This window comes from Afipia clevelandensis ATCC 49720 (assembly GCF_000336555.1).
In the GTDB taxonomy this organism is placed as follows: Bacteria; Pseudomonadota; Alphaproteobacteria; order Rhizobiales; family Xanthobacteraceae; genus Afipia; species Afipia clevelandensis.
In genome coordinates this window covers 3631132-3656830 of record NZ_KB375281.1, presented here as the reverse complement: position 1 = coordinate 3656830, position 25699 = coordinate 3631132, and the positions used below count along the sequence as shown (strand labels likewise).

At 63.0% G+C, this 25699-nt stretch carries 26 protein-coding genes; 10 read left to right on the top strand and 16 right to left on the bottom strand.

Annotated features, from left to right (window positions below; genetic code table 11):
* The first annotated feature begins 192 nt into the window (after positions 1-192).
* Positions 193-1362, top strand: a complete 1170-nt coding sequence (gene pobA, locus HMPREF9696_RS17505; RefSeq protein ID WP_002714375.1) for a 4-hydroxybenzoate 3-monooxygenase — start codon at positions 193-195, stop codon at positions 1360-1362.
* Between the two features lie 242 nt (positions 1363-1604).
* The gene (locus HMPREF9696_RS17500) at positions 1605-2036 is read left to right on the top strand and encodes a PaaI family thioesterase (protein WP_002714374.1); all 432 of its coding nucleotides are present in this window, start codon (positions 1605-1607) and stop codon (positions 2034-2036) included.
* 2 nt (positions 2037-2038) lie between these two features.
* On the opposite strand, the gene HMPREF9696_RS17495 is transcribed toward HMPREF9696_RS17500, so the two are convergent.
* Entirely contained in the window at positions 2039-2938 is a 900-nt protein-coding gene (locus HMPREF9696_RS17495; RefSeq protein WP_040301573.1) for a LysR family transcriptional regulator, read from the bottom strand.
* A 106-nt stretch (positions 2939-3044) separates the two neighbouring features.
* Between HMPREF9696_RS17495 and HMPREF9696_RS17490 the strand changes: the two genes are divergently transcribed.
* The gene (locus HMPREF9696_RS17490) at positions 3045-3671 is read left to right on the top strand and encodes a pyridoxamine 5'-phosphate oxidase family protein (RefSeq protein WP_002714372.1); all 627 of its coding nucleotides are present in this window, start codon (positions 3045-3047) and stop codon (positions 3669-3671) included.
* A gap of 94 nt (positions 3672-3765) precedes the next feature.
* Here HMPREF9696_RS17490 and HMPREF9696_RS17485 read toward each other — a convergent pair whose 3' ends face one another.
* Complete coding sequence (locus HMPREF9696_RS17485; RefSeq protein WP_002714371.1) at positions 3766-4491, bottom strand: glutathione S-transferase family protein; 726 nt, start codon at positions 4489-4491, stop codon at positions 3766-3768.
* A gap of 94 nt (positions 4492-4585) precedes the next feature.
* Here HMPREF9696_RS17485 and HMPREF9696_RS17480 point away from each other — a divergent pair, with 94 nt between their 5' ends.
* From HMPREF9696_RS17480 to HMPREF9696_RS17470, 3 genes are all read left to right on the top strand, one after another.
* Positions 4586-5305 (top strand): helix-turn-helix transcriptional regulator, encoded by a 720-nt coding sequence (locus HMPREF9696_RS17480; protein WP_002714370.1) that lies wholly within the window; start codon positions 4586-4588, stop codon positions 5303-5305.
* Positions 5289-5615, top strand: a complete 327-nt coding sequence (locus HMPREF9696_RS17475) for a YkgJ family cysteine cluster protein (RefSeq protein WP_002714369.1) — start codon at positions 5289-5291, stop codon at positions 5613-5615. Before HMPREF9696_RS17480 ends, HMPREF9696_RS17475 begins: the two co-directional genes overlap by 17 nt.
* 64 nt (positions 5616-5679) lie before the next feature.
* Positions 5680-5862 (top strand): hypothetical protein, encoded by a 183-nt coding sequence (locus tag HMPREF9696_RS17470; RefSeq protein WP_002714368.1) that lies wholly within the window; start codon positions 5680-5682, stop codon positions 5860-5862.
* Between the two features lie 75 nt (positions 5863-5937).
* On the opposite strand, the gene HMPREF9696_RS17465 is transcribed toward HMPREF9696_RS17470, so the two are convergent.
* Complete coding sequence (locus HMPREF9696_RS17465; RefSeq protein WP_002714367.1) at positions 5938-6351, bottom strand: hypothetical protein; 414 nt, start codon at positions 6349-6351, stop codon at positions 5938-5940.
* 213 nt (positions 6352-6564) lie between these two features.
* Here HMPREF9696_RS17465 and HMPREF9696_RS17460 point away from each other — a divergent pair, with 213 nt between their 5' ends.
* Positions 6565-6984, top strand: a complete 420-nt coding sequence (locus HMPREF9696_RS17460) for a GFA family protein (RefSeq protein WP_040302144.1) — start codon at positions 6565-6567, stop codon at positions 6982-6984.
* Between the two features lie 3 nt (positions 6985-6987).
* Here HMPREF9696_RS17460 and HMPREF9696_RS17455 read toward each other — a convergent pair whose 3' ends face one another.
* The 9 genes from HMPREF9696_RS17455 to HMPREF9696_RS17415 all read right to left on the bottom strand — a co-directional run bounded on the left by HMPREF9696_RS17455 (position 6988) and on the right by HMPREF9696_RS17415 (position 16709).
* Positions 6988-7869 carry a haloalkane dehalogenase gene (locus HMPREF9696_RS17455; RefSeq protein ID WP_002714365.1) on the bottom strand — a complete coding sequence of 294 codons (882 nt, stop codon included), beginning with the start codon at positions 7867-7869 and terminating at the stop codon, positions 6988-6990.
* A 138-nt stretch (positions 7870-8007) separates the two neighbouring features.
* Positions 8008-8700, bottom strand: a complete 693-nt coding sequence (locus tag HMPREF9696_RS17450; protein WP_002714364.1) for a nitroreductase — start codon at positions 8698-8700, stop codon at positions 8008-8010.
* 5 nt (positions 8701-8705) lie between these two features.
* On the bottom strand, positions 8706-9950 hold the full coding sequence (locus HMPREF9696_RS17445; protein ID WP_002714363.1) for an acyl-CoA dehydrogenase: 1245 nt from the start codon (positions 9948-9950) through the stop codon (positions 8706-8708).
* A 14-nt stretch (positions 9951-9964) separates the two neighbouring features.
* Complete coding sequence (locus HMPREF9696_RS17440) at positions 9965-11092, bottom strand: acyl-CoA dehydrogenase family protein (protein WP_002714362.1); 1128 nt, start codon at positions 11090-11092, stop codon at positions 9965-9967.
* Between the two features lie 136 nt (positions 11093-11228).
* The gene (locus HMPREF9696_RS17435) at positions 11229-13103 is read right to left on the bottom strand and encodes an AMP-binding protein (RefSeq protein ID WP_002714361.1); all 1875 of its coding nucleotides are present in this window, start codon (positions 13101-13103) and stop codon (positions 11229-11231) included.
* Positions 13104-13153: 50 nt separating this feature from the next.
* Complete coding sequence (locus HMPREF9696_RS17430) at positions 13154-13963, bottom strand: enoyl-CoA hydratase/isomerase family protein (RefSeq protein WP_002714360.1); 810 nt, start codon at positions 13961-13963, stop codon at positions 13154-13156.
* A gap of 4 nt (positions 13964-13967) precedes the next feature.
* Positions 13968-14726 carry an SDR family NAD(P)-dependent oxidoreductase gene (locus tag HMPREF9696_RS17425; RefSeq protein WP_002714359.1) on the bottom strand — a complete coding sequence of 253 codons (759 nt, stop codon included), beginning with the start codon at positions 14724-14726 and terminating at the stop codon, positions 13968-13970.
* A gap of 49 nt (positions 14727-14775) precedes the next feature.
* Positions 14776-15900, bottom strand: coding sequence for a CaiB/BaiF CoA transferase family protein (locus tag HMPREF9696_RS17420; RefSeq protein WP_002714358.1), 1125 nt, complete (start codon positions 15898-15900; stop codon positions 14776-14778).
* Between the two features lie 89 nt (positions 15901-15989).
* The gene (locus HMPREF9696_RS17415) at positions 15990-16709 is read right to left on the bottom strand and encodes a TetR family transcriptional regulator (RefSeq protein ID WP_040301571.1); all 720 of its coding nucleotides are present in this window, start codon (positions 16707-16709) and stop codon (positions 15990-15992) included.
* A 137-nt stretch (positions 16710-16846) separates the two neighbouring features.
* Here HMPREF9696_RS17415 and HMPREF9696_RS17410 point away from each other — a divergent pair, with 137 nt between their 5' ends.
* On the top strand, positions 16847-18019 hold the full coding sequence (locus HMPREF9696_RS17410; protein ID WP_002714356.1) for an acetyl-CoA C-acetyltransferase: 1173 nt from the start codon (positions 16847-16849) through the stop codon (positions 18017-18019).
* Positions 18020-18169: 150 nt separating this feature from the next.
* The gene (locus HMPREF9696_RS17405) at positions 18170-19723 is read left to right on the top strand and encodes an acyl-CoA synthetase (RefSeq protein ID WP_002714355.1); all 1554 of its coding nucleotides are present in this window, start codon (positions 18170-18172) and stop codon (positions 19721-19723) included.
* A 137-nt stretch (positions 19724-19860) separates the two neighbouring features.
* Here HMPREF9696_RS17405 and HMPREF9696_RS17400 read toward each other — a convergent pair whose 3' ends face one another.
* Positions 19861-20493, bottom strand: coding sequence for a hypothetical protein (locus HMPREF9696_RS17400; protein WP_040301569.1), 633 nt, complete (start codon positions 20491-20493; stop codon positions 19861-19863).
* Positions 20494-20614: 121 nt separating this feature from the next.
* On the bottom strand, positions 20615-21076 hold the full coding sequence (locus tag HMPREF9696_RS17395; RefSeq protein WP_002714353.1) for an Lrp/AsnC ligand binding domain-containing protein: 462 nt from the start codon (positions 21074-21076) through the stop codon (positions 20615-20617).
* A 111-nt stretch (positions 21077-21187) separates the two neighbouring features.
* Between HMPREF9696_RS17395 and putA the strand changes: the two genes are divergently transcribed.
* Complete coding sequence (gene putA, locus HMPREF9696_RS17390) at positions 21188-24199, top strand: bifunctional proline dehydrogenase/L-glutamate gamma-semialdehyde dehydrogenase PutA (RefSeq protein WP_002714352.1); 3012 nt, start codon at positions 21188-21190, stop codon at positions 24197-24199.
* Positions 24200-24311: 112 nt separating this feature from the next.
* Here putA and HMPREF9696_RS17385 read toward each other — a convergent pair whose 3' ends face one another.
* Together HMPREF9696_RS17385 and HMPREF9696_RS17380 are read right to left on the bottom strand one after the other, a co-directional pair.
* Positions 24312-24809, bottom strand: coding sequence for a TPM domain-containing protein (locus HMPREF9696_RS17385; RefSeq protein WP_002714351.1), 498 nt, complete (start codon positions 24807-24809; stop codon positions 24312-24314).
* Positions 24810-24823: 14 nt separating this feature from the next.
* Positions 24824-25699 (bottom strand): TPM domain-containing protein, encoded by an 876-nt coding sequence (locus tag HMPREF9696_RS17380; RefSeq protein WP_002714350.1) that lies wholly within the window; start codon positions 25697-25699, stop codon positions 24824-24826.

The window sequence follows — 25699 nt, the reverse complement described above, 5'->3', positions numbered from 1 at the left end:
TTTGCAATGCCCGCCGCCTTTGCCATTGGTATGACGGTTAAGGTGCGCGGGCACTGGCCGGGCTTTTCGTCGAACCGCTGTCGCGACCGACTTTCGGCCAATGGTCGATAGCCTTTTTCTGTATTGTTATCTGGTATAATCAATTTCTCGCGGCGGGCAAAACCTATTCGCAAGCAGATGGAGTGAAGCACGTTGCGGACACAGGTGGCCATCATCGGCGGAGGACCGGCGGGCTTGCTGCTCGGTCAATTGCTGCACCGCTACGGCATCGACAACGTCATTTTCGAGCGCAAGGACCGGGACTACATTCTCGGGCGGATCCGAGCCGGCGTGCTTGAACAGGGCACCGTCGGTCTGCTGGACGAGGTGGGTGTCTCGGCGCGGCTGCATCACGACGGCCTTGTGCATCACGGCATCGAACTCGCCTTCGGCGGCGCGCGCCATCGCATCGACATGACCAAGGCCACCGGTAAAACGGTAACTGTCTATGGCCAGACCGAAGTGACGCGCGACCTGATGGACGCGCGCCTCGCAGCAGGACTGACCACGGTCTATGACGCCGACAATGTCAGCCTGCATGATTTCGGCGGCGAGCGGCCGCGGGTGCGCTATGAGAAGGACGGCACGACCCAAGAAGTCGCCTGCGACTTCATCGCCGGCTGCGACGGCTTTCACGGCGTCAGCCGCCAGAGCGTGAAGCCGGAAGCGTTGACGACGTTCGAGCGGGTCTATCCATTCGGATGGCTCGGTCTCTTGTCCGAAACGCCGCCGGTGTCGCCGGAACTGATCTACACCAGTCACGAGCGTGGCTTCGCCCTGTGCTCGATGCGCTCGACCCATCGCAGCCGTTACTATCTGCAATGTCCGCTGGACGAGCATGTCGACAACTGGCCGGACGAGAAATTCTGGGACGAGTTGAAATGGCGGCTCGACCCGGAAGCCGCAGCGACGCTGGTCACCGGCCCCTCGATCGAAAAAAGCATCGCGCCGCTCCGCAGCTTCGTCGCGGAGCCGATGCGGTTCGGTCGGCTGTTTCTGGCCGGCGACGCCGCGCATATCGTGCCGCCCACCGGCGCCAAGGGCCTGAACCTCGCCGCCAGCGACGTGCATTATTTGTCAACAGCGCTGCGCGAATTCTATGCGGACAAATCCGCCGCCGGCATTGACGACTACTCACGCCGCGCGCTGGCGCGGGTCTGGAAGGCCGAGCGCTTCTCGTGGTGGATGACCTCGATGCTGCACCGTTTCCCCGGCACCGATGAATTCAGCGCACGCATCCAGCGCGCGGAGTTGTCGTATCTGATCGAGTCCGATGCTGCGAAGACATCGCTGTCGGAGAATTACGTCGGGCTGCCGTATTAGACCGTCTGCGACATTCGCACGCCATCCCCATTCTCGTCATTGCGAGCGAAGCGAAGCAATCCATAGCAACAAGAACAGGCTGGACTGCTTCGTCGCTTCGCTCCTCGCAATGACGGAGTGAGCGGCAAGCTGTTTCAAACGTCCGGTGTCACGTCGTTTCAAACTTGATTTCGCATGATTGCGCGCAGAGGCCGCTTTATGATGCGCATTAATCGACACGCACATCATCGGGACGAAACGCAATGACACCGCCTGAACCGTCAACTGCCGGCGTGCCCGAAGGCTTCGCACGCCATCCGCGCCGCAGTCCGCTCACCGAACCGTGGGAGCCGATCTATTTCAAGGCGACACCGGAGGCTTATATTCTCGGGCTCCGCCTTGCACAGGCGCACACCAATTCGCGCGGGCTCATTCACGGCGGACTGATCGCAGCATTGGCCGACAACGCGATGGGATTGAGTTGCAGCGTCAAGGGCGGCCTCTCCGGCATCGTCACCATCAATCTGTCGGTGGATTATCTCGGCTCCGCGAAAATCGGCCAGTGGCTCGTGTTTGAAACCACCTTCACCAAGGTCGGCGGCTCGATCTGTTTCGCGCAGTGCTTCGTCACCGCCGACGGGGAGCCGTGCGCGCGGGCCAACGCGACGTTCAAGATCCCCAACAAGAAATCATGACACTACTTCGTTCCGAACCGCCAGTCGGTCTTCGCCACCACGAGATCGATGAACGCCCGGACCTTCGCCGAGAGCAATCGCGATGTCGGATACACCAGATGGATCGGCATCGTCGGCAGTTCATACTTTGCCAGCACGATCTTGAGCCGTCCTGCCTTGAGTGACTCCGCGACCTGATACGCCAGCACACTGATCAGGCCGCCGCCCTGCTCGGCATGGAGCACGGCGGCATCGGTACTGTTGGTGGCAAAGCGCGACGTATTCGGCACCCGGATTTCGCGCCCGTCTTCGATAAAGCGCCATTCCATAAGGGCACTGCTGCCAGAAAACTGGATGACCTCATGATCGGCGAGGTCCGACAGTTTCTGCGGCGTGCCGCGCGCCTTGAGATAACGCGGCGATGCGACCACGACCCGCCGCATGTCCCCCACCGCCCGCGCGATCACACTGGAATCCGCCAGATGGCCGATGCGCACGGCAAGGTCGATGCCCTCTTCCACCAGATTGACCGTCCGGTCCGAGAGCCGCAGTTCGGCGCTGACGTCGGGATATTGTTTCAGATAGGCCGACATCACCGGGCCGACATGAAGCCGCCCGAACATCAGTGGCGCCGAGACGATCAGCCGGCCTGACGGTTTGCTGCGTTCGGCCTGAACCGAATCTTCCGCTTCCTCAAGATCGCCGAGAATCCGCCGCGCCCGCTCCAGGTAACGCGCGCCGACATCGGTCAGCGTCACCGAGCGCGTGGTGCGCTGGAGCAGCCGCGCGCCGAGATGATTTTCGAGACTGGCGATCAGCCGCGTCACCGCGGAAGCCGACAGCCCGAGCTTGCGTGCTGCGGGGGCGAACCCCTGAAGGTCTGCCACCGCAACAAAGGCGCGCATGGCGTCGATCCGGTCCATCGCATTATTTCATATTGCGCAATTATGAACTGTCAATAGCGATAATTATTTCGAGAACGGCAGCACCCAAATCCGGAGTATTCTCCATGATCCTCGGAGGTCAGCCATGACAACCACCCAGACCTATTCAAGCGATGTCGCCTTCACGCCTGCCGTGAAAGCGATCCAGAGCCGCAAAGGCTCGCGCCAGGGCTACGCGCATATGGAGGAAGACCGCGGCGGCTTTCGTACCGAGATCGACGAAGCGCTGGCCGCCTTCATCGGCGAGCAGACCAGTTTCTTCCTCGCAACAGCGACCGCTGACGGCCAGCCCTATATCCAGCATCGCGGCGGGCCTGCGGGCTTCATCAAGATTCTGGACAAGAGCACGCTGGCCTTCGCCGACTACAAGGGCAACCGGCAATACATCACGCAGGGCAATCTCAGCGAGAACCCCAAGGCCTATATATTCCTGATCGACTATGTGAACCGCCGCCGGATCAAGATCTGGGGCGAGGCGCGCGTGGTGGAGGATGATCCGGCGTTGACCGCGGCCTTGATGCCGAAGGACTACAAGGCCCGGCCCGAGCAGGCGATCGTTTTCAAGGTTGCCGCCTGGGACAGCAACTGCCCGCAGCATATCCCGATGAAATTCGACGCCGCCGATGTCGCGGCGGCGGTCGCTGCGCGCGATGCGCGTATCGCGGAGCTGGAGGCGGAGGTGGCGTCGTTGAAGCAGAAGTCAGCGAGTTAGCGTTCGTCATTGCGAGCGAAGCGAAGCAATCCACTCTTCGGAAGAGGAAATATGGATTGCTTCGTCGCTCCGCTCCTCGCAATGACGACCGGTTTCATGCCGCGGCCGCCATCCGCTGCCAGGGATGTTCGGGATAGTACTGCATCATCATGCGGTCCACATAGGCCGTGAGATTGGCAAATTGCAGCGCGCGCTCGCGCAATGGCGAATTGAAGAACGGTGTCATCAGGCCAGCAAGCGAGGCGAAGGCGATGGCATCCGTGCCGCAGGGCCGGTCACCCATCAGATACGGCTTCCAGCCCAGCAGCATCGACAGCGCGGACAGCGAGCGCGTGCCAAGTCCGACGATCTCCTCCGGCGTATGGCGGCCAAGACCGGCCAGCCGCATGCTCTCGCCAACCCTGCGCAAGACATCCGCGCGCAGCGCATCGCGGACGGCCTCGGGCGCGCCGTCGAAAAAGTGCGCCGGGCCTTTTGCGAAATTCTCCGGGATCATCCAGCGCGTATAGGTGAATGCCCAGGTGAAATGGTTTTCAATCATCCGCTCGATCGCCCAGGCCTCGGCGCGCTGGCGCTCGTCCAGATCGGCGTCGAGATCGAACCCGTGCTTCAGCTCCAGATGGCGCCGGATGAAGGTGGAATCCGCGATCATTTCGCCATCGTCGATGTAAGGGAGCTGTCCCTTTGGCGAACTGTCCGGCACGGCGGGCTGCTTGACATAGTCCAGCCCCGCCATCCTGAGCTGGACCTCGGTCTTGGTGACATAGGGGCTGATTTCCGGGAGGCCGAAGCCGGGGCCAAAACCGTACAGGGTGATCATCGGGGCATCCTTCTGCGTTGAAAAGATGCCCGTTTCTAGTTACCCCCTGCTGCCACCCTACTGTCAGCAGCAAGCGGACAACGAGACGAAAACGATGCGGCGCGCCGACCGGCTGTTTCAGATCATCCAGGTGCTCCGGCGCACCCGCAAGCCGCTGACCGCCGAGGCCATCGCCGGCGAGCTGGAAACCTCCAAACGCACGGTCTACCGCGACATCGCCACCCTGATCGGCCAGCGGGTCCCGATCCGGGGTGAGGCCGGCACCGGCTATGTGCTGGAAAAGGGCTTTGACATGCCCCCGCTAATGCTGACGCCCGACGAGGTCGAGGCGGCGGTGCTTGGCGCGCAATGGGTGGCCGGGCGGGCCGACCCGGTTCTGGCCAAGGCGGCGCAGGACCTCATCGCAAAAATTGTCGATACCATTCCCGAGCGGCTGCAGCCGCTGGCGCTGGAGCCCGCCAGCCGGATCCGTCCGAGATGGGACGCGGCGCCCGACACCACCGACATGACGACACTGCGCGCGCATATCTATGCCAGCAAGAAAATCCGGCTGCACTATCGCGACGAACAGGGCCGCGACACCGAACGCACCATCTGGCCGATCGCCATCGGCTACCTTGAAACGGTGCTGCATCTCGCAGGCTGGTGCGAACTGCGGCAGGATTTTCGCAGCTTCCGTATCGACCGGATCGTGCAGGCCCTGTTTCTGGACGAGAAATATCCCGAGCGGCGCGCCGCGCTGCGCGTGAAGTGGCTGAAGGTGATGCAGGAGCGGCGTATGCAGGAGCGGGGATGCCATGACGGCGAGCGATAGTCCCTGCCAGAGCTGCGGCGCTTGCTGCTCCTATTCGAGCAACTGGCCGCGTTTCACCACGGAAGACGACGCCGCGCTCGATCTCATTCCGGCAAAGTTCGTCAACGACCGCCTCTCCGGCATGCGTTGCGACGGCGACCGCTGCACCGCGCTGACCGGAAAAATCGGGGCCTTCACAGCATGCGGCATTTACGAAGTGCGCCCTGAGGTTTGCCGGACATGCCTGCCGGGCGATCCTGAGTGCCTGATGGCGCGGCGGCGTTTCAACCTTGGGGAACTTCCGCCGGGTTCCATCGCCGGGAGCCAATAACGCGGAACGAATCCGCCGCGCCGGGCGTCTTACGTTCAACGGGTTTGAACGAGGGAGCAGATCCATGCGCGAGACGGAAATTCACGATTACGCCCGGCAGTTGCTGGAAATGCACGGCCCTCAGGCCATCGCGAAGGTGGCGCAGCGCGCGGTAGAGTGCGAGGAACACGGCCAGACCGAGCGGGCCAAGGAATGGCGGCATGTCGAGGATGCGCTGAAGATGATGCGCGGCCCGCATCAAAGCTGACGACTGGCAGCCAACGTTAGACTCACCGGGCGACGCAACGTACATCGCCCGTCAGAGAAATAAATCCCGTGATCCTCAGGCAGGAACCGCGGTGAGGTTTTCTGCGGCCGGCTCTTCATCGTCGATCTCGTCGACAAGCGGCGCTAGCGTGCTGAGTGGCTTGGTCGAGAGCGTAATGCTGCGGCGGCTGCTGGCTGCGGATATCGACTGCGGCGATGGCGCTTCCCGGGACATTGCGAACAAGGTCGAGCCGACGATGCCGCCCTGCTCCACCAGATCGCGCTCCGTGCAGGTCGCGGCGATGGCGAGGCTCATGCCGTGCAGATGCGCGCGTTTGTAGCAGAACAGCGCCAGCATCGCTCTGACATCGGCAGAGACCGATTCCACAAGTTGAGGAAGGCCATGTTCGCTCGCGCGGTACAGGCTTCCGAGCATTTCGTCGCCGACCGGGCAGACATCGTTCTCAAAGGCTTCGCGGCTGGATAACATTGTCATCTCCCCAGCACATGATCCGCCAGTATGGGCGGGTTGGCGGAAAAATCATGCGCCACTCATGTGCGGAAGATGCAATGCAAAATCCTAACGCAGGGTTAACCACCTGCCCGGTTTCGCGCGCTCATTCATCTCATGTTAGGAGATGGAACCGGCGGAGCGGGCTTCGACCCAGGCCGGGATGATTCGGTCAGCGAGAGGGAGACCGGAGTGCCAGATACCCCTGCCAGCCGGCAGCTTGCCGGCCAATGCTTTTGCGGTGGCGTGCATTACACGGTTGCCGACGAATTCCGCTACGCGATGAACTGTCATTGCTCGAACTGCCGGCGGGCGACGGGTTCAGCCTTCAAGCCGATTGCCGGGATAGAGCACCACAAACTCGCCGTGACAAAAGGAAGCGAGTGTCTTCTGATCGTCGGCGACGCCACCGGTCACGATGCGCATTGCAAGACCTGTGGTTCATTTCTCTATTCCGTGGTGCGCGGCGGAGAATACGTCCATATCGCGATGGGTAGCCTTGTGGATGCACCCGCGATTCGCCCGAGCGCGCATATCTTCGTCGGCTCGAAGGCGCCATGGTTCACCATTACTGACGACCTGCCTCAATATGAGAAACATGTGACGGCGTGAGGCTTAAACCTTGTTGTCCCTGATCCAGCCCGCAATGGCGCGGCCAATCGCGGGACCGGAATCCTCCTGAATGAAATGGCTGCCAGGCACGGTGACCTCGGTCTGGTTCTTCCAGCCACGGCAGAACTCCCGCACCTTGCCGATCAGGATCGCGCCGGGCTCGGCATTGACGAACAGTTTCGGAACGTCATTTTCCGCCATCCATCTCGCGTAAGCATCGACAATGGCAACGACATCAGCAGGCTCGCCCGCAATCGGAATCTGGCGCGGCCAGGTCAGCGTCGGCCAACGATCCTCGGACTTCAAAAACGGCTTGCGGTATTCCGTCATCTCCGCTTCGGTCAGCTTGCGCAGCACCGAACCCGGCAGCACGCGCTCGATGAACAGATTGCGCTCGATGATCATCTGCTCGCCCTTGTCGGAGCGGAAGCCCTGGAACACCGGCGTCGCCGCCTCGCTCCATTCCTCCCAGCCCGCCACCGGCCGCACGATGCCTTCCATATAGACGATGCCGCGCACGCGATCGCGATGCTGGTTGGCCCAGTCGAAACCGAGTGCCGAACCCCAGTCGTGGATCACCAGCAGAATTTTTTCTTTTGGCCCGATCACCGCGTCGATGAACGCCCAGAGATGATCGCGATGGGTGGTGAAGCGATAGGTGTCAGGCTTGACGTCCGGCAGCTTCTCCGAATCGCCCATGCCGATCAGGTCCGGTGCGATGAGGCGGCCCTGCCCTTCAAGCTCCGGCATGACATCGCGCCACAGATAGGACGAGGTGGGATTGCCGTGCAGGAACAGGATCGGCGCGCCGTCGCCCCTCTCGTGATATGCCATGCGATGGCCGAGGACATCGATAAACTTTTTCGACAGCGGCTGTTCAGTCATGGTTATCGCTCTCCGCAAAGGCCCGCCAACATATGCGGCGTCATTGCGAGCGAAGCGAAGCAATCCATCTTGAACATAGGGTGGATTGCTTCGCCGCTACGCTCCTCGCAATGACGTTCCGCCGTTCAGCACGATGGGTTATCCGATAAAGTTCGCCGCTTCCGGGATGCTCGCGCGATTGGTCCGGTAGCTGTTGGCCAGATGCGCCGTATCGGCGTAGCCGAACGAAATGCCGCACACCACGCGGCGGTCGTCACCCACACCGAGATGCTTGCGCACCACATCCGCATGCCCGGCCAGCGCCGCCTGCGGGATGGTGGCAACGCCGACAGCTTGCGCCGCCAGCATGAAGTTGCTGACATAGCCGCCGCAGTCGATGGCACCATAGGTACCGAGCGCTTCGTCGCTGGTGATGATCGCCACATGGGGCGCGCCGAAGAAACGGAAGTTCTCCAGCATCTGTTTGTTGTAACCAGCCTTGTCGCCGCGCGGAATGCCGAGCGCATTGTAAAGCTGGAAGCCGCTTTCGCGGCGGCGATCCAGATAGACACCCTTGTATTCGCGGGGGAAGTCGAAATCGGTGACTGGCGGCGCGCGCTCGCTTGCGGCCTTGTACATGGCTTCGCCGAACGCCTTCAAGGCATCGCCGGAGAAGATCGTCACCTGCCATGGCTGGCTGTTGCACCACGACGCGGTTTTCTGCGCCGCCGACAACACACGCTCGATCACCGCGCGCGGCACCGGCTCGGGCTTGAACGCGCGGCAGGAATACCGCGCGGCCAGAAGTTTCTCCACGACGCCGATGTCGCCGTTGTCAGACGGTGCGGACATGACGATCAGCGCCCCTTGGTCGGGATCGCGTTGAACGGCACGTCCTTGTCGACGCGGATGTCCCCCGGCAGACCGAGCACGCGCTCCGCGATGATATTGCGCAGGATTTCGTCGGTGCCGCCCGCGATGCGGTCCGACGGCGAACGCAACAGGATCGACTGGAACTGGCCGCCGACAGACGGGCTGTCCGCATCGGTCAGCACGCCCGAGGCGCCCTGAAGATCCATCGCGAAGGTCGCGATGTCCTGTAGCATGGTGCCGGCGACGAGTTTGCCGATGGAGTTTTCCGGACCCGGACGCTCGCCGCGCGACAGCGCCGAGATCGAACGATAGCTGGTGTATTTCAGTCCGCTGGCCTTCACCGCCCAGTTCGCGAGCTTCGAGCGCACGTTCTTATCGTCGATGGCTGGACCATCCTCGAGCATCAGGTCGTTGCAGAAGGCGAACAGTTCGGGGAAGCCGGTGGACTGGCGCGCGCCGATCGACATGCGCTCGTTCATCAGCGTCGTGAGCGAGACATTCCAGCCGTCACCGACCTTGCCCAGCCGTTGCGAGTCCGGAATCTTCACATCGACGAAATAGACTTCGTTGAATTCCGACTGGCCGTTGGCCTGCTTGATCGGCTTCACCGTGACGCCCGGCGATTTCATGTCCAGCCAGAACATGGTCAGGCCCTTGTGCTTGGGCTGGGTCGGATCGGTACGCGTAATCACGATGCCGTAGTCGGAGAAGTGCGCGCCGGTGGTCCAGACTTTCTGGCCGTTGATGATCCAGTCGTCGCCCTTCTTCTCGGCGCGGGTGCGCAGACCGGCGACGTCAGAGCCGGCGGACGGTTCGGAGAACAACTGGCACCAGACATGCTCACCCGAGGCGAGCGGCGGAAGATATTTCTGCTTGTCGGCATCGCTGCCGAACGCCATCAGCGTCGGGCCGCACATGCCCTGACCGATCAGGAACACGCCTTCGAGTTTGCCGTAAAAACCTTCTTCCTGCTGCCAGATCACGCGCTCGATGGGAGACGCGCCGCGGCCGCCGAATTCCTTCGGCCAGTGCAGGCAGGCCCAGCCGGCTTCAGCCTTCTTCTTCTGCCACTTCTTGGATTCTTCCAGGATGTCATGGTTCTTCAGCTTGATGCGGCCGACGGTCGGCTGTGACAGTTCGGCTTCCAGTTCCTTCGGCGCATTGGCCTGAATCCAGGCGCGGGCCTCGGCGCGGAACGCGGCTTCCTGCGGGGTGTCATCGAAATTCATGTGAATGATCCTTGTTAAGACGCGTTCTTGAAGCGCAGGCGGTCGATCAACTGGTTCTCCCAGTAGGTCGCGCTTCCGAGGGTAAGCGCGAGCACATTGGCGCGCCGGTAATAGAGATGGCAGTCGAATTCCCAGGTGAAGCCCATGCCGCCATGCACCTGAATATTGTTCTTGGCGCAGTGCTGGAACGCCTGTGTTGCGCTGATCCGCGCGGTCGCCGCCGCTTCCGGCAACTCCGCCGCGTCGGTCGAAAGCGCCCATGCGCCATAGTAGCAATTGGAGCGCGCCAGCGTCGCCGACACATACATGTCCGCGAGGATGTGCTTCACCGCCTGGAACGATCCGATCGGGCGCCCGAAGGCGATGCGGTCGAGAGCGTAGTCGCGGCCCATTTCCAGCGCGCGGTCGGCGCCGCCAACCTGCTCGAAAGCCGTCAGCACCGCGGCGCGGTCCAGCACGCGGGTCAGGATGCTCCAGCCTTCGCCTACCGCGCCCAGCGGTTCGGCCTTGGCGCGGTCGAAGGTGATCCCGGCCTGGCCGTGCGCCTGATCGAGATTGGACAGCGCCTTGCGCGTCACGCCCTCGCCGTTGAGATCGACAATGAACAGGCCGATATCGGCTTCGCGACCGGTCGATCCGGTGCGCGCGGCAACGACGGCGAAATCGGCAATCGCGCCGTCAGCCACCGGCATCTTGGTGCCCGAGATCGCGCCCTGCGCGGCCGAAACCTTGATCGCCTTGTGCGAGGGATTGCCGACGCCCTCGAACAGCGCCAGCGTGCCGATGGCTTCGCCGGAGGCGATCTTCGGCAACCACTTCGCCTTCTGCGCATCGCTGCCCGCCAGCATCAGCGCCTCGGCGGCAAGATAGATCGTGGACGAGAACGGCACCGGCGCGAGCGAGCGGCCGATCTCCTCGGCAATGACGCAAAGCTCAAGATGTCCCGCGCCCGCGCCGCCGAATTCCTCCGGGATCGCGACACCGAGAAAGCCCATCTCGGCAAGACCCTTCCACAACGCCTTGTCATAGGGCGCCTTGCCTTCCAGCACGGCGCGCACTGCCTTCGGCGGCGAATGTTCCGCAAGATACCGCCGCGCCTGATCGCGCAACTGCTTCTGGTCTTCCGAGAATTCAAAGTTCATAGATCACGCCTTTTCTCGTTCACGTTCATTCACATCACGGTCGTCATTGCGAGGAGCGAAGCGACGAAGCAATCCAGCTTGCTATCTTAAAAAATGGATTGCTTCGCTTCGCTCGCAATGACGGTCAAAATCAATTTCAATCCAGCACAATCACGTCCGGCCCCGGCTGGTCTGCATAAAGCTGCTCCACCAGCGCGGCGCGGCGCTCGAGGCCCGCGCGCTGGTTGATATATCCCTTGTCGGTGAGTTCGTTGCCGTCGATGGACGGCGGCTCCACCATCAGCATCGCACGCGCGATTTTCATGCTGCTGACGCCGTTGACCGCCTTGTTGTGCGCCATCAAGCCGTCGCGGAAGTGCGCGCGCACTTTCGGATGGTTCACCACCGTCTCCAGCGATGCCTCCATGTCGCCGATCAGGCGGCGGCAGGCATCGAGGTTCGGCCAGGCCAGCAACCCGATGAAGGGACGATCCTGTCCCGCGACCAATGCATCCTGAACGACAGGCGAAGCAGCGGCAATCGCATCGGTGCGCAGCGAGCCGACCAGAACGAACGTGCCGGTGGTCAGCTTGAAGTCCTCCACCACACGGCCGGAGAAGATCAGGCCCTTTGACGGATCTTCCGGATCGACGAATACGCCCGCATCGCCGATGCAATAGAAACCTTCTTCGTCGAACGCTTTTTCCGTCAGTTCAGGCTGGCCGTAATAACCCGGCGTGACGTTGACGCCGCGCAGGCGCAATTCGTACTGCGCTCCCGCAGGCACCATCTTCAGTTCGACGCCGGGGAACGGCAGGCCGATCAGGCCGACGCGCTCGGTGTCCCAGTAAGTGCCGGTCGATGTCGGCGCGGTCTCGGTCGAGCCCCAGCCGGTGTAGAACACAATGCGCTCACCGGTGGCGCGCACTGCCAGCGCCTGCACGCGCTCATAGAGATCGTCAGGCAGGCGCGCGCCGCCATAGGCGATCAGGCCGAGATTCTTGAAAAAATTCCGGCACAGCGCATCGTCCTTTTCCATCGCCGCCGCCAGCGCCGCATAGCCCGCCGGGACGTTGGCGTAATAGGTCGGCGAGATTTCGCACAGATTGCGCAATGTCTCCTCGATCATGCCGGGCAGCGGACGGCCATCGTCGATGTAAAGCGTGCCGCCCTCCACCAGCACCGGATTGAACAGCGCGTTGCCGCCCATGGTGTGATTCCACGGCATCCAGTCGAGATAGATCGCCTCCGACGGACCGGGCGGACGCGGACGCACCTGCATCATCATCCTGGCATTGGCGCACATCATCTTCTGGGTGTTGATGACGGCTTTCGGCATTCCGGTCGAGCCGGAGGTGAACAGCAGCTTGCCGACGGTGTCCGGCGTGATTTTCGCAATCGAGGCCTCGACCGCCGGGGTGACTTTGTTCGCGGCGAGATCGGCATAGGCAACGCTCTTGATATTCGCGGGCGCACGATCAACGTGAATGACCGTGATGCCATTCAGATCGAGCGCGGCCAGCGCCTTCTCGAAGGCCGGGCCATCCTGCACCATCACAACGGCAGGCTTCACCAGATTGAAAAGATACTTCAGCTTGGCGTGATCCTGACTCATCAGCGAATAGGCCGGCGAGACCGGGGCCGCCGGAATCCGCGCCTGCATCGCGGCCTGCGTCATCAGCGCGTGTTCGAGCGAGTTGCCGCTGAGAATCGCAATCGGCCGGCCTTCCGGCACATTCATGTCGAGCAGCGCCTGCGTCAGCGCATCGACAGTCCGCTTGGCTTCGCCATAGGACACCTTGCGCCACTGCCGCTCGGGACCGCGGCGCTGCGCCAGCCAGGTGTGATCGGGACGCTCCAAAGCCCACTTCGCCAGCGAGGCCGGAATATGCGGCCCATAGGCATCGAGCGGTGTGCGAGACTTGATCACGATCACGCCATCGTCGCGGCGCTCCACCGCGATGTCGCGCGGCAGCCACTCGATCTTCCGGAATGGAGGCTTCGCAAGTCCTGCCGACGAATGCACGTTCACCTGGTTTCTCCCGTTGCGGCCTCTTGCGGGCCTTCTGTTTGGTGCGCAACTCAAGCGTTGCGGTAGACCGGCTTCCTCTTCTCCAGAAAGGCGCGCACGCCTTCCTTGAAATCCTCGGACCGCGAGGTGAGAACCTGATTGCGGTCCTCCATCGCGATCACCGCTTCAATGGAAGACGCATCGACGCTCATATTGAGGCACTCTTTGGAGAGCCGCAGACCGAGCGGCGATGCCGCCAGCATGGATTCGACATAAGGCGCGGCAGCCGCATCAAGCTCGCCGTCCTCAACGACCTCCGACACGAGACCGACCGCATGCGCGCGCTCCGCATGAATGAAGCGTCCGGTCAGGATCAGTTCAGATGCCACCGACACGCCGACAAGACGCGGCAGGAAATAACTGGTGCCGATGTCGCAGCCGCCGAGGCCGAGCCGGATGAAGGCGCAGTTCATCCGCGCCGATTTCGCGGCAATGCGGATATCCGCAGCAAGCGCCAGCGCGAACCCGCCGCCGGAGGCCGCGCCCTGAACCAGCGCGATGATCGGCTGCGGGCAGCGCCGCATCAGCATCACGATGTCTGCAATGGAGCGCTGGTGATCCAGCGCGTCGGCGACGCTCGGCGGCGGCGCATTGGGCGGCCGCCGGCTCATCGCTTCCTTCAGATCGAGTCCGGCGCAGAACGCCCGCCCCGAACCTTTCAGCACCACGATCCGGGTGCGCGAATTGCGCGCCAGATCTCCGAAATACTGATTGAGCGCGTCGATCATCTGATCGTCGAGCGCGTTCAGGCTGTCCGGGCGATTGAGTGTCACCCAGTCCACACCGTCGATGTGCTCGACAATCAGAGGCGTTGCGGTCATCGCGCTACCGGGGCGCCATGCGGATCGCGCCGTCGAGGCGGATCGTTTCGCCGTTCAGCATCGGATTCTCCACAATGGCGACGGCGAGTTGCGCGTATTCGCCCGGATCGCCGAGGCGGGCCGGATGCGGCACCTGCGCGCCGAGGCTCTTGCGGGCCTCTTCGGACAGGCCCATCAGCAGCGGGGTCAGGAACAGGCCCGGCGCGATGGTCATGACGCGGATGTTGAGCGAGGCGAGATCGCGCGCCACCGGCAGGGTGAGGCCGACAATGCCGCCCTTCGAGGCCGAATAGGCCGCCTGGCCGATCTGGCCGTCGAACGCGGCGACGCTGGCGGTGTTGATGAACACGCCGCGCTCCTCACCGATGGTCGGCGCGGACTGCATGCGCTCGGCCACAAGACGGATGCAGTTGAAAGTGCCGATCAGGTTGACCTTGATGATGCGCGTGAAGTGATCGAGCGGATAGGCGCCGTTCTTGCTGACGGTCTTCACCGCGCCGCCGATGCCGGCGCAGTTCACCAGCACGCGGATGGTGCCGTGAGCGGCTTCCGCCTTGGCAATCGCCTCCTTGACCGGCGCTTCCTCGGAAATATCGCCGACCAGCGCGAGGCCGTTGATCTCCTTGGCGACCGCTTCGGCGCCATCCTTGTTCATGTCGATCACGGCAACCTTGGCGCCCTTCGCGGCCATCGCGCGCGCTGTCGCCGCGCCGAGACCCGAACCGCCGCCGGTGATGAGAACCGAAACATCCTTGAGCTGCATACGTGGTTTTCCTGCTTTGGAGTGAAATGCTGTTTAAGTCGTGATGACGTCAGGAGGCCTTCGCGGCGGCCGGTTGCGACCACTGCGAAAGTATGTCGGCGGCATCGACCGGCGGCACCGCCGGGGATCCCTGAATGTTGGATGGCGTGCGCGAAAAACGCGGCGCAGGCGCAGGCTGCACATGGCCATCGACGGTGACGAAGGTCTTGCGCGCGGCGAGGTGCGGATGGTTCGGCGCATCGAACAGTCCACGCACGGCGGCGGCGCAGGCGTCGGAGCCTTCGAGAAGCGCCGCCCATTCATCGCGCGTTCTGGTCTTGAACAGCGCCGTCATCTTCTCATGCAGGTTGGGCCAGCCGGCCTTGTCCATCTGGGCGTCGTAGCAATCCTCGCTCAGGCCGGCGAGCTGGCGCAGTTCGGCATAGAACTGCGGCTCCAGTGCGCCGATGGCCATGAAGCCGCCGTCCTTGCACTGATAGGTGCGGTAGAACGGCGCGCCGCCGTCGAGCAGATTGGTGCGCGGCTGATCGGTCCAGCGTCCGGTCGCCTTCATGCTGTGGAACATGGTGAGCATGCTGGAGACGCCGTCGCACATCGCGGCATCGACCACCTGCCCCTTGCCCGAGGTGCGCGCCTCGATCACCGCCGCGAGCACGCCGACAACGAGATAAAGCGCGCCGCCGCCATAGTCGCCGACCAGGTTGAGCGGCGAAACGGTTTCGCCATTGGCCGCGCGGAACGAATCCAGCGCCCCGGTGATGGCGATGTAATTGATGTCATGCCCCGCGGCCTGCGCCAGCGGGCCTTCCTGGCCCCAGCCGGTCATGCGGCCATACACCAGCTTCGGATTGCGCTTGAGCACGACATCCGGGCCGAGGCCGAGACGCTCCATCACCTGCGGACGAAACCCCTCGATCAGCACATCGGCTGCGCCGATCAGGTCGAGCGCCTTGGCGATATCGGCCGGGTTCTTCAGATCGAGCTCGATGACACGGCGGCCGCGATTGACGAAGTCGCGAACATCGCGCTTGCCTTGCCGTGGCCGCGCGATCGACACCACATCCGCACCCATGTCGGACAGCAGCATCGAGGCGAACGGGCCAGGCCCGATGCCGGCGAATTCAACGACGCGCACACCGCGCAAGGGTCCCGTTGCAGCCGAACGCTCCGTCATACGCTTCTCCCAGACTCAACGTCTTCTTGTTATCGGCGCGTCCATTTTGCTTCGAGGCCGGACGCGCTTGTTATTCTAGTGCAGTGTTATCATGCCTTGGCCGCCGGTAATCTCTCCGTATCCGAAGGCATGGCAGCCTTGTCGGTCAGCAAGCCGCCGAGGAACAGCGTGGTCATATGCCTGATGTACTGACGCCGTACCTCATCGGTGATTCCGGCATTGCCGAGAAACCGCGCGTTCATTTGACGGCCATAGAACAGATTGTCGCAGGCGCCATTCAGGCTGATGTAAAACAGCGCCGGATCGACCTTGCGGAATTCGCCCGCCGCGACGCCCTGCTCAAGCAGGCCGCGCACAAAACCGAACAGCGGGTCGATAAAAAAGCGATGGACTTCCCTGGACGTCGCCTCGCTGCCCTGATGTAGCAGCAGATGGATCAACCGGCTCAGATAGGGCACGCGGTAATAGGCATTGATGATGCCCGCGATGTGCCGGCGCATTTTCTCCGTGGGCGAGATCGGCTGATCGAGCACGAAGGCGAGATTTTTCATCTCGGCGGCAGCATCGCGCGCCAGAAGAGCCAGCAAGAGGCCGTCCTTGTTGCCGAAATGATATTTCACCAGCGCCGCGTTCACGCCGGACTTCTGTGCGATCTCGCTCAAGGAGACATCCGTGGTGTTGCGCTCGATCATCAGATCGCCCGCCGCCACGAGAAGTTTCGCGGCGGTCGCGTTCATCGGCGCCGCTTCCTTTTCAGGAACCGGCTTCGACGGGGAACGGCGCGGCGCTTTGGCGGTCGTGGCTGGCATACAGGTCTCGGAAAACGGGAGCCCACAGCTAACCCGATGATCGGCCCGCGCTCAAGAGTTAATTGACCGATTGACTAAATCTCGCACCGCGCCTTTAATCGCGCCCAACCGATAACAATCCAACAGGGAGCACCCCCATGGCTGAAGCCTATATCGTCGCCACTGCCCGGACCGCCGGAGGCCGCAAGGGCGGCCGTCTTGCCGGCTGGCATCCGGTCGATCTCGCAGCCTCGGTGCTGGATTCGCTGGTCGACCGCACCGGTGTCGATCCGGCCCAGATCGAAGACGTCATCATGGGCTGCGTCATGCAGGCCGGTGAGCAGTCGAACAATGTCGCCCGCAACGCCGTGATGGCGTCCAAGCTGCCGGAAAGCGTGCCCGGCACATCGGTCGACCGCCAGTGCGGTTCGTCGCAGCAGGCGCTGCACTTCGCCGCGCAGGCGGTGATGGCAGGCTCGATGGACATCGTGATCGCCGCCGGCGTCGAAGGCATGACCCGCGTGCCGATGGGCCTTCCCGCCACGCTGGCGGCCAAGAACGGCTTCGGCAACTATTACAGCCCGAACATCCAGGCAAAATATCCGAACATCCAGTTCAGCCAGTTCACCGGCGCTGAAATGATGGCGGAAAAGTACGGTCTTTCAAAGGATGACCTCGACAAGTACTCCTACGAAAGCCATCAGCGCGCGATTGCCGCGACCCAGGCCGGCGCCTTCAAGGACGAGATCGTTCCGCTCACCATCACCCGCGCCGACGGCTCCACCGACATTCACAACATTGACGAAGGCATCCGCTTCGACGCGACCATCGACGGCATTCGCGGCGTCAAGACGATTGCCGAAGGCGGCAAGCTGACCGCCGCCAGCGCCAGCCAGATCTGCGACGGCGCCTCCGGCGTCATGGTGGTGAACGAGAAGGGCCTGAAGTCGCTCGGCATCGCGCCGCTGGCGCGCATCCACCACATGACCATGATCGGCGGCGACCCCGTTATCATGCTGGAAGCCCCGTTGCCCGCAACCCAGCGCGCCCTGCAAAAGGCCGGCATGAAGGTCGACGACATCGACCTGTTCGAGGTCAACGAAGCCTTCGCGTCGGTGCCGACCGCCTGGCTCAAGACCACCGGCGCAGATCCCGCGCGGCTCAACGTCAACGGCGGCGCGATCGCGCTCGGCCATCCGCTCGGCGGAAGCGGCACCAAGCTGATGACCACGCTGGTCAATGCACTCAAGCAGCGCAACAAGCGCTACGGCCTGCAGACCATGTGCGAAGGCGGCGGCATGGCCAACGTCACCATCGTCGAACGCCTGTAAGAAAACAGCGACTTTGAAGGGCGGGTTGATCACCCGCCCTTTTTCATGCCGGCAAAGCATTCGCCGCGCATTTCAAGGCTCAGACGAGCGGCACAAGCCGCCGGAGCATCGTGACCAGAGGGAACGCCCAGGGAGCGCCAAGGGAACACCATGTCTCATCCATCGATTCACGCCCAGTCGACGCCGGACAAGATAGCCTACCAAATGGCGGGCAGCGGCGAGGCGATCACCTATCGCGAACTCGACCGCCGCTCCAATCAGGGCGCGCAACTGTTCCGGTCGCTCGGCCTGAAGAAGGGCGACCACATCGCCCTGCTGATGGAAAACAACATCGCGTTCATGGAAATCTGCTGGGCAGCACAACGCAGCGGGCTCTATTACACCGCGATCAGCCGCTATCTGACGCCGGACGAAATCGCCTACATTGTCAAGGATTGCGGCGCGAAGATCGTCATCACCACACCGAAATGCATGCCCTCGATTGCGCCGCTCATCGGCAATGCCTCTAGCAAAACACAATTTTTCATCACCGGACCGGCGCCAGACGGCTTCAAATCGTGGGACGACGCGCTCGCGGCGCAGCCAGCCACGCCGATCGCCGACGAGGCCGCCGGTTACGACATGCTGTATTCGTCCGGCACCACGGGCCGGCCCAAGGGCATCAAGCGCCCGCTGACCGAGCCGTCCATCCTGGTGCCCAATCCGCTGCTCAAGCTGCTGTGCTCGACCATGTGCGGCATGAACGAAACCAGCGTTTATCTGTCGCCGGCGCCGCTCTACCACGCGGCTCCGCTGCGCTTCAACATGATGTGCGGCGCGCTCGGCGGCACGTCGGTGATCATGGAATCGTTCGATGCGGAAGAATTTTTAGCGCTGGTCGAGAAACACAAGGTGACGCAGTCGCAACTCGTGCCGACCATGTTCGTGCGGATGCTGAAGCTGCCGGACGATGTGCGCGCCAAATACGACACCTCGACACTGAAGGGCGCGGTTCATGCCGCTGCCCCCTGCCCCGCTGACGTCAAGGCCAAAATGATCGACTGGTGGGGGCCGATCCTGATCGAGTACTACGCCGGTTCCGAAGGCAACGGCGTCACGGTGTCGACATCGAAGGACTGGCTGGCCCATCGCGGCACCGTCGGCCGCGCCGTGGTCGGCGAGATCAAGATTCTCGACGACGACGGCACTGAGTTGCCCGTCGGTGAAACCGGCACCGTGTATTTCGCCGGAGGCCCGCAATTCGCCTATCACAACGACACCGACAAGACGCAGCGCGCCTATAACGACCGCGGCTGGTCCACCCTCGGCGATGTCGGCTATCTCGACAATGACGGCTTCCTCTATCTCACCGACCGCAAGGCCTACATGATCATCTCCGGCGGCGTGAATATCTACCCGCAGGAGACCGAGGACGTGTTGATCTCCCACCCTGCAGTGGCCGATGTCGCGGTGTTCGGCGTTCCGAACGAGGAAATGGGCGAAGAGGTCAAGGCCGTGGTGCAGCCGCACGACATGTCACGCGCCGGCAAGGAGCTTGAGGCCGAGCTGATTTTATTTTGCCGCAAGCATCTGTCGCCGATCAAATGCCCGAAGAGCGTGGATTTCGAAGCCGAACTGCCGCGCACCCCCACCGGCAAGCTGGTGAAACGGCATCTGCGCGACAAGTACTGGGCGAAGGTGAAGAAGACACCGGCGCAGGCGTGAAAACGGCGCGACGCACCAACACACAATCGTCATTGCCGGGCTCGACCCGGCAATCCATCGCAAGAGTTTTCTCGAAAAGGATGGATGCGCGGGTCTAGCCCGCGCATGACGCTCGGTGTATGGGAGTGGCTGCGCGCTCACTCCTCCTTCAGCCACTGCTCGACGAGCATGACATCGGGCGGCTGAAGATATCTGGTGGTCCACATGTCCACCGCCCACTCGATCCGGCTTTCCTTCTCGGCAATCACGGCGGTGTTGTGCGGCAACTGCATCGCAAAGATGTTGCCGCGATAGCGCGGATTGCCGACAGTGTGATGCCTGAGCAGTCCCCACTCCTGCAGCACCAGCAGCAGGCTTGAGACATTGCGGGTCGAATCCCAGCAATCGTAGTTATTGGCATCGGCGCGGTTGCGGATATCGGCGCGCGCCACCCGCGTCGTCGTGCCGATCACCGGCCCCATCCGCTTGTCGAACCACTGCACCGCTTTCTGGATCGCAGCGCGCTCCGCGACGGCCGACGCCTTGCCCGACGCCATGATCTGGGTCAGCGTCTTCTGGTCCGCTGCGTTGAAATCAAGCTCGACCCGGCGGCGGCAGACAAAACCGTAACAGACCGTCATGGTCTGCGCCGTGGGCGGACTGGTCGAGACCGACGTATAAAGCTCGCTTTGCTGCGGCGTGAGCTGCATCGCCGACAGCGGCTGTGCCGCAAAAGCAAAGCCAAGAACAAAGCCAGTAACAAGCGCTACGGTTGAAACGGCACGAAACATGGAGGGAAACTGAACCAACGCACAATCCTGCAAAATCTGCCCGGCAGAACTATCTCCGGATTTGACCGGCAATCAACAGCGCGAATACCACACCTGAGAAGATTCAGCGGCGGCAGTTCCGCTATACCGGCAGTGGCGCATCGCGCTTGACCTCCTCCATCACCGCATAGGTGCGCGTCTCGCGCACCCCCGGCAATGCCAGCAATGTCTCGCCGAGAAACCGGCGATAGGCCGTCATGTCCGGCAAACGCGCCTTGACCAGATAATCGAACCCGCCGGCCACCATGTGACATTCCAGCACTTCAGGCGCGAGCTGCACCGCTTCGGCGAAGCGCGCGAACACATCGGGCGTCGTCTTGTCGAGCAGCACCTCGACAAAGACGAGCAGGCCCAGCCCCAGGCGATGCGGATTGAGCCGCGCGCCATAGCCCTCGATGAAGCCGTCGCGCTGCAGCCGTTTCAGCCGCTCGCCGATCGAGGTCGGCGACAGCCCGATCCGCTCCGCAAGCTCGACATTGGCGATCCGCCCGTCGGCTTGCAGGATATCGAGGATTTTCCGGTCTGTTTTGTCAATTTCGCTCATGTTTCCAGCTAATACATTATATTTCCGCATTATGTAAGGTAAAATTGCTAAATATCCTATCGAACCACGGCGCAGACCGGCGCTAGGATGGCGCATTCTCAAGAGGACGCCATGCCAGACCCCGCCAACCCGCTTCCGCCGTTTTCAGCGCCGTACTCGCCCGACGACAGCGAGATCGCGGCAACCCTGCTGGCGCTGCCCTCGCTCTCCGCCGAACAGAATGCCCGGATCGATGCGACCGCCACCCGCCTGATCGAGGCGGTGCGCAGCGCTGATGGCGGCTTCGGCGGCGTGGAGGAGATGCTGCGGGAATTTTCGCTTTCGACCAAGGAAGGCCTCGCGCTGATGGTGATGGCCGAAGCGCTGCTCCGCGTGCCGGATACCGCGACTGCGGACCGCTTCATCGAAGACAAACTCGGCCAGGGCGATTTCGCACATCACCAGACAAGATCCAGCGCGCTGCTGGTCAATGCTTCAGCCTGGGCGCTCGGTCTGTCCGCGCGCGTGATCCACCCCGGCGAAACGCCGCAAGGCACGCTCGGCCTGATCGCCAAGCGCATCGGCCTGCCTGCGGTGCGGGCCGCAACCCGCCAGGCCATGCGGCTGATGGGCAATCACTTCGTGCTCGGCGAAACCATCGAATCGGCACTGGACCGCGCGGCGGACCATGACGCGCCTCACCATCACCACCGCTATTCGTTCGACATGCTTGGCGAAGGCGCACGCACGGCGGACGACGCCGCACGCTATTTCGAGTCCTATGCCGCTGCGATCGCCGCCATCGGCGCGTCAGCAGGCGACCGGAAGCCAGAAGATCGGCCGGGGATTTCGATCAAGCTCTCCGCGCTGCATCCGCGCTATGACGCACTGAGCCGGACGCGCGTGATGAGCGAGCTTGTGCCGCGCGTGCTCGATCTCGCCCGCCGCGCCAAAGCGCACGGCATGAACTTCACCGTCGACGCGGAGGAAGCCGACCGCCTCGAACTCTCGCTCGACGTGATCGGCGCGGTGTTGGCCGATCCGTCACTTCACGGCTGGGACGGTTTCGGCCTTGCGGTGCAGGCCTATCAGAAGCGCGCCGGAGCGGTGATCGACCATGTTCACGCCCTCGCAGAACGCATGGATCGCCGCGTCACCGTGCGCCTTGTGAAGGGCGCCTACTGGGACACCGAGATCAAGCGTGCGCAGGAACGCGGGCTGGATGGCTATCCGGTGTTCACGCGCAAGGCGATGACCGACCTCAACTACATCGCCTGCGCGCGCAAGCTGCTCGCCTTGCGCCAACGCATCTTCCCGCAGTTCGCCACACACAATGCGCTGTCGGTGGCGACTGTTGCCGAACTTGCTGGCGACGGTGGCGGCTTTGAATTCCAGCGCCTGCATGGCATGGGCGACGCGCTCTATACGCGGTTCCAAGAGGACAAGCCGTCATTCGCCTGCCGCACCTATGCGCCGGTCGGCAGCCATCGCGACCTGCTGGCCTATCTGGTGCGGCGGCTTCTGGAGAACGGTGCGAACTCGTCCTTCGTCGCGCTCGCGGCGGATGATAGCATTCCCGTCGCGGCATTGCTCGAACGGCCACAACAAATCATCCGCACGCCGGATCGGGCGCACAATACGCGCCTCCCCTTGCCGCGCGACATGTATCTTCCGCGCATCAATTCGCGCGGCGTCGAATTCGGCGACAGGGCGGCGCTCGACGGCTTGGTCGCCGCGATCCACGGGCAGTCCGCACCACAAGCCCATGTGAAAGCCGCAACGGCCGAAGCGGCATCAATGGCCGTAGCGCTGGCGCGCACCGGCTTCGCATTCTGGAGCCGGACGCCGGCGGACGCGCGCGCCAATGCGCTCGAGCGCGCAGCCGATCTGTTGGAACGGCGGATGCCGCGCTTCATCGCACTGCTGCAATCGGAAGGCGGCAAGACCATTGACGACGCGGTCTCGGAAGTGCGTGAGGCGGTGGATTTCTGCCGTTACTATGCCAGCGAAGGCCGCAGGCTGTTCGCGCAGGGCCAGCCGCTGTCGGGCCCGACCGGCGAGAGCAACACGCTGCGCCTGCGCGGACGCGGCGCGATGGTCGCGATCTCGCCGTGGAATTTCCCGCTGGCGATTTTCATGGGGCAAGTGGCCGCCTGCCTGATGGCGGGAAACACCGTGATCGCCAAGCCCGCCGAACAGACGCCCTCGATCGCAGCGGAAGCCGTCGCGTTGTTGCATGAAGCGGGCATCCCGGACTCCGCGCTGCATCTGGTGCAGGGCGACGGCGCCATTGGCGCGGCGCTGGTCGCACATCCCGAGATCGCGGGCGTGGTATTTACCGGCTCCACAGAGGTCGCACGTTCGATCAATCGCACGCTGGCGGCGAAGAACGGCCCGATCGTTCCGCTGATCGCGGAGACCGGCGGCATCAATGTCATGATCGTGGATGCAACGGCGCTGCCGGAACAGGTCGCGGACGATGTGGTGATGTCGGCATTCCGCTCCGCCGGTCAGCGATGCTCGGCGCTCCGTCTGCTGTTCGTGCAGGAGGATGTCGCGGACCGCATGATCGAAATGATCGCGGGGGCGGCGCGCGAACTGAAGGTCGGCGCTCCATGTGACCCGGCCACCCAGATCGGCCCCGTGATCGACGCCGAGGCCAAGGCGCGGCTCGATGCGCATATTGCGCATATGACGACGGCCGCGCGGGTTCATCTTGCAGGCGAGGCGCCTGTCTCCGGCAATTTCGTCGCGCCGCATATCTTTGAACTTGCCAGCGCCGATCAGCTCACCGAAGAAGTGTTCGGCCCGATCCTGCATGTGGTGCGTTACAAGGCCGCCGACCTTGAGCGCGTGCTGCAATCCATCGCGGCCAGCGGCTATGGCTTGACGCTCGGGATTCATTCGCGGATCGACGAGACCATTGAAAGCATCGTGGAGCGGCTCGCAACCGGCAACATCTATGTCAACCACAACATGATCGGTGCCGTGGTCGGCGTGCAGCCGTTCGGCGGACATGGCCTCTCCGGCACCGGACCCAAGGCGGGAGGGCCGCATTATCTGCCGCGCCTTGCCACCGAGCAGACGGTGACGATCAACACCGCGGCCGCGGGCGGCAATGTCGGGCTGATGACGGAGGAATAAGGGCGCAAATTTGCCCTATCGTCTTTGCGAGCGAAGCGAACCAATCCATCCTGATTCGCGGAAGAGTGGATTGCTTCGTCGCTGATGCTCCTCGCCATGACGGAACAAGCGACTACAATACCACCGGCTTGTCGGGCAATTCATTGCGCGGCGCGCCACCGGGCGGAAAGTGCTTCGCCAGGATTTGCGTTACGGCGGTGACGCCCTTGAGCACCCCGCCCTCGAAATTGCCGGCGCGGAATTCCGTTTCCATCAGGCGACAGATATTCTCCCACTCCGCCTGCGAGACCCTGTCATTGAAGCCGCGGTCGGCGACGATCTCCACGTCACGGTCCGCGAGCAGCAGATAAATCAGCACACCGTTGCTTTGCTGGGTATCCCAGACGCGCAGGTTCGCGAACACGTCGATGGCGCGGGCGCGCGCCGATTGGTTCCTGAACAGCGGCGCGCCATCGAGCGCGCCTTCCACCGCAAAGCGGATCTGGCCACTGTGCGCCGTCTCGCTGGCCCTGATCGCCTTCTCGATATTGGCGAGCGCCTGACGCGGAAACGCGCGCCGGACCCGCCAGCGGTTGAGAAGAAGATGCTTGCCGATGCGCCTGATGCCCATATGCGTTCTCTCGGCTACCAGCTACCCGACGCGCCGCCGCCGCCGAAGCTGCCGCCGCCTCCGCTGAACCCGCCACCTGAACTGCTCGAACCGCCCGAGCTGAATCCGCCGCCATAGCCGCCACGGCCACCGCCGCCCGAACTCAGGATCGCGTCCCCGATCAGCGTGATGAAGAAGGCGATCGCTCCGCCGATCGCCGCGATCGACAAGGTGCCGAGAAAAAACCAGATAAAGGCCGCGACACCGCCGCCCGCGATGATCGAACCCAGCAGCCGTCCGAAGATCGCGCGGAAAATGCCGCCGCCCACCAGCGTGATGATCAGAAGAAACGGAAAGTACTCGCCGATAAAGCCGAGATCCGGCACCTCGCCTTCCGGCTCCGGCGCGGGCAGCGGCTCGCCGTCGATCACTTTCAGAATGCGGTCCGCGCCGTCGGCAACGCCGCCCGCGAAATCGCCGCTGCGGAATTTCGGCGTGATGATCTCGTCGATGATCCGCTTGGCGGTCGCGTCATTCAGCGCGCCTTCGAGGCCATAGCCGACCTCGATGCGCAGCTTGCGGTCGTTCTTGGCGACGATCAGCAGTACGCCGTCATCGACCTTCTTGCGCCCGAGCTTCCATTGCTCGACCACCCGCAGCGAATACTGCTCGATGGTTTCAGGCTGAGTGGTCGGTACGATCAGGACCGCAACCTGGCTGCCCTTGCGGTCCTCGAAGGCCTTCAGCTTCTGGTCGAGCGCCGCTGACTGATCTGCCGACAATGTTCCGGTCAGGTCGACCACGCGCCCTGTCAGCGGCGGCACCGCGACGTCCGCCCGCGCGACAAGCGCCGCGCCGGCAAATACCCAGCATAGCGTGAACGCGAGAATGACCGTCCTGACCGCCTTCAT

Excerpts from the sequence above, each read along its gene's own strand:
- HMPREF9696_RS17405 (WP_002714355.1), top strand. The coding sequence starts at position 18,170 with ATGTCTCATCCATCGATTCACGCCCAGTCGACGCCGGACAAGATAGCC.
- HMPREF9696_RS17410 (WP_002714356.1), top strand. The coding sequence starts at position 16,847 with ATGGCTGAAGCCTATATCGTCGCCACTGCCCGGACCGCCGGAGGCCGC.
- HMPREF9696_RS17450 (WP_002714364.1), bottom strand. The coding sequence starts at position 8,700 with ATGTCCGCACCGTCTGACAACGGCGACATCGGCGTCGTGGAGAAACTT.
- HMPREF9696_RS17380 (WP_002714350.1), bottom strand. The coding sequence starts at position 25,699 with ATGAAGGCGGTCAGGACGGTCATTCTCGCGTTCACGCTATGCTGGGTA.
- HMPREF9696_RS17465 (WP_002714367.1), bottom strand. The coding sequence starts at position 6,351 with ATGTTATCCAGCCGCGAAGCCTTTGAGAACGATGTCTGCCCGGTCGGC.
- HMPREF9696_RS17470 (WP_002714368.1), top strand. The coding sequence starts at position 5,680 with ATGCGCGAGACGGAAATTCACGATTACGCCCGGCAGTTGCTGGAAATG.
- HMPREF9696_RS17400 (WP_040301569.1), bottom strand. The coding sequence starts at position 20,493 with ATGTTTCGTGCCGTTTCAACCGTAGCGCTTGTTACTGGCTTTGTTCTT.
- HMPREF9696_RS17455 (WP_002714365.1), bottom strand. The coding sequence starts at position 7,869 with ATGACTGAACAGCCGCTGTCGAAAAAGTTTATCGATGTCCTCGGCCAT.
- HMPREF9696_RS17445 (WP_002714363.1), bottom strand. The coding sequence starts at position 9,950 with ATGAATTTCGATGACACCCCGCAGGAAGCCGCGTTCCGCGCCGAGGCC.
- HMPREF9696_RS17500 (WP_002714374.1), top strand. The coding sequence starts at position 1,605 with ATGACACCGCCTGAACCGTCAACTGCCGGCGTGCCCGAAGGCTTCGCA.
- HMPREF9696_RS17480 (WP_002714370.1), top strand. The coding sequence starts at position 4,586 with ATGCGGCGCGCCGACCGGCTGTTTCAGATCATCCAGGTGCTCCGGCGC.
- putA (WP_002714352.1), top strand. The coding sequence starts at position 21,188 with ATGCCAGACCCCGCCAACCCGCTTCCGCCGTTTTCAGCGCCGTACTCG.
- HMPREF9696_RS17495 (WP_040301573.1), bottom strand. The coding sequence starts at position 2,938 with ATGGACCGGATCGACGCCATGCGCGCCTTTGTTGCGGTGGCAGACCTT.
- HMPREF9696_RS17425 (WP_002714359.1), bottom strand. The coding sequence starts at position 14,726 with ATGCAGCTCAAGGATGTTTCGGTTCTCATCACCGGCGGCGGTTCGGGT.
- HMPREF9696_RS17490 (WP_002714372.1), top strand. The coding sequence starts at position 3,045 with ATGACAACCACCCAGACCTATTCAAGCGATGTCGCCTTCACGCCTGCC.
- HMPREF9696_RS17420 (WP_002714358.1), bottom strand. The coding sequence starts at position 15,900 with ATGACGGAGCGTTCGGCTGCAACGGGACCCTTGCGCGGTGTGCGCGTC.
- HMPREF9696_RS17385 (WP_002714351.1), bottom strand. The coding sequence starts at position 24,809 with ATGGGCATCAGGCGCATCGGCAAGCATCTTCTTCTCAACCGCTGGCGG.
- HMPREF9696_RS17440 (WP_002714362.1), bottom strand. The coding sequence starts at position 11,092 with ATGAACTTTGAATTCTCGGAAGACCAGAAGCAGTTGCGCGATCAGGCG.
- HMPREF9696_RS17395 (WP_002714353.1), bottom strand. The coding sequence starts at position 21,076 with ATGAGCGAAATTGACAAAACAGACCGGAAAATCCTCGATATCCTGCAA.
- HMPREF9696_RS17415 (WP_040301571.1), bottom strand. The coding sequence starts at position 16,709 with ATGCCAGCCACGACCGCCAAAGCGCCGCGCCGTTCCCCGTCGAAGCCG.
- HMPREF9696_RS17475 (WP_002714369.1), top strand. The coding sequence starts at position 5,289 with ATGACGGCGAGCGATAGTCCCTGCCAGAGCTGCGGCGCTTGCTGCTCC.
- HMPREF9696_RS17430 (WP_002714360.1), bottom strand. The coding sequence starts at position 13,963 with ATGACCGCAACGCCTCTGATTGTCGAGCACATCGACGGTGTGGACTGG.
- HMPREF9696_RS17485 (WP_002714371.1), bottom strand. The coding sequence starts at position 4,491 with ATGATCACCCTGTACGGTTTTGGCCCCGGCTTCGGCCTCCCGGAAATC.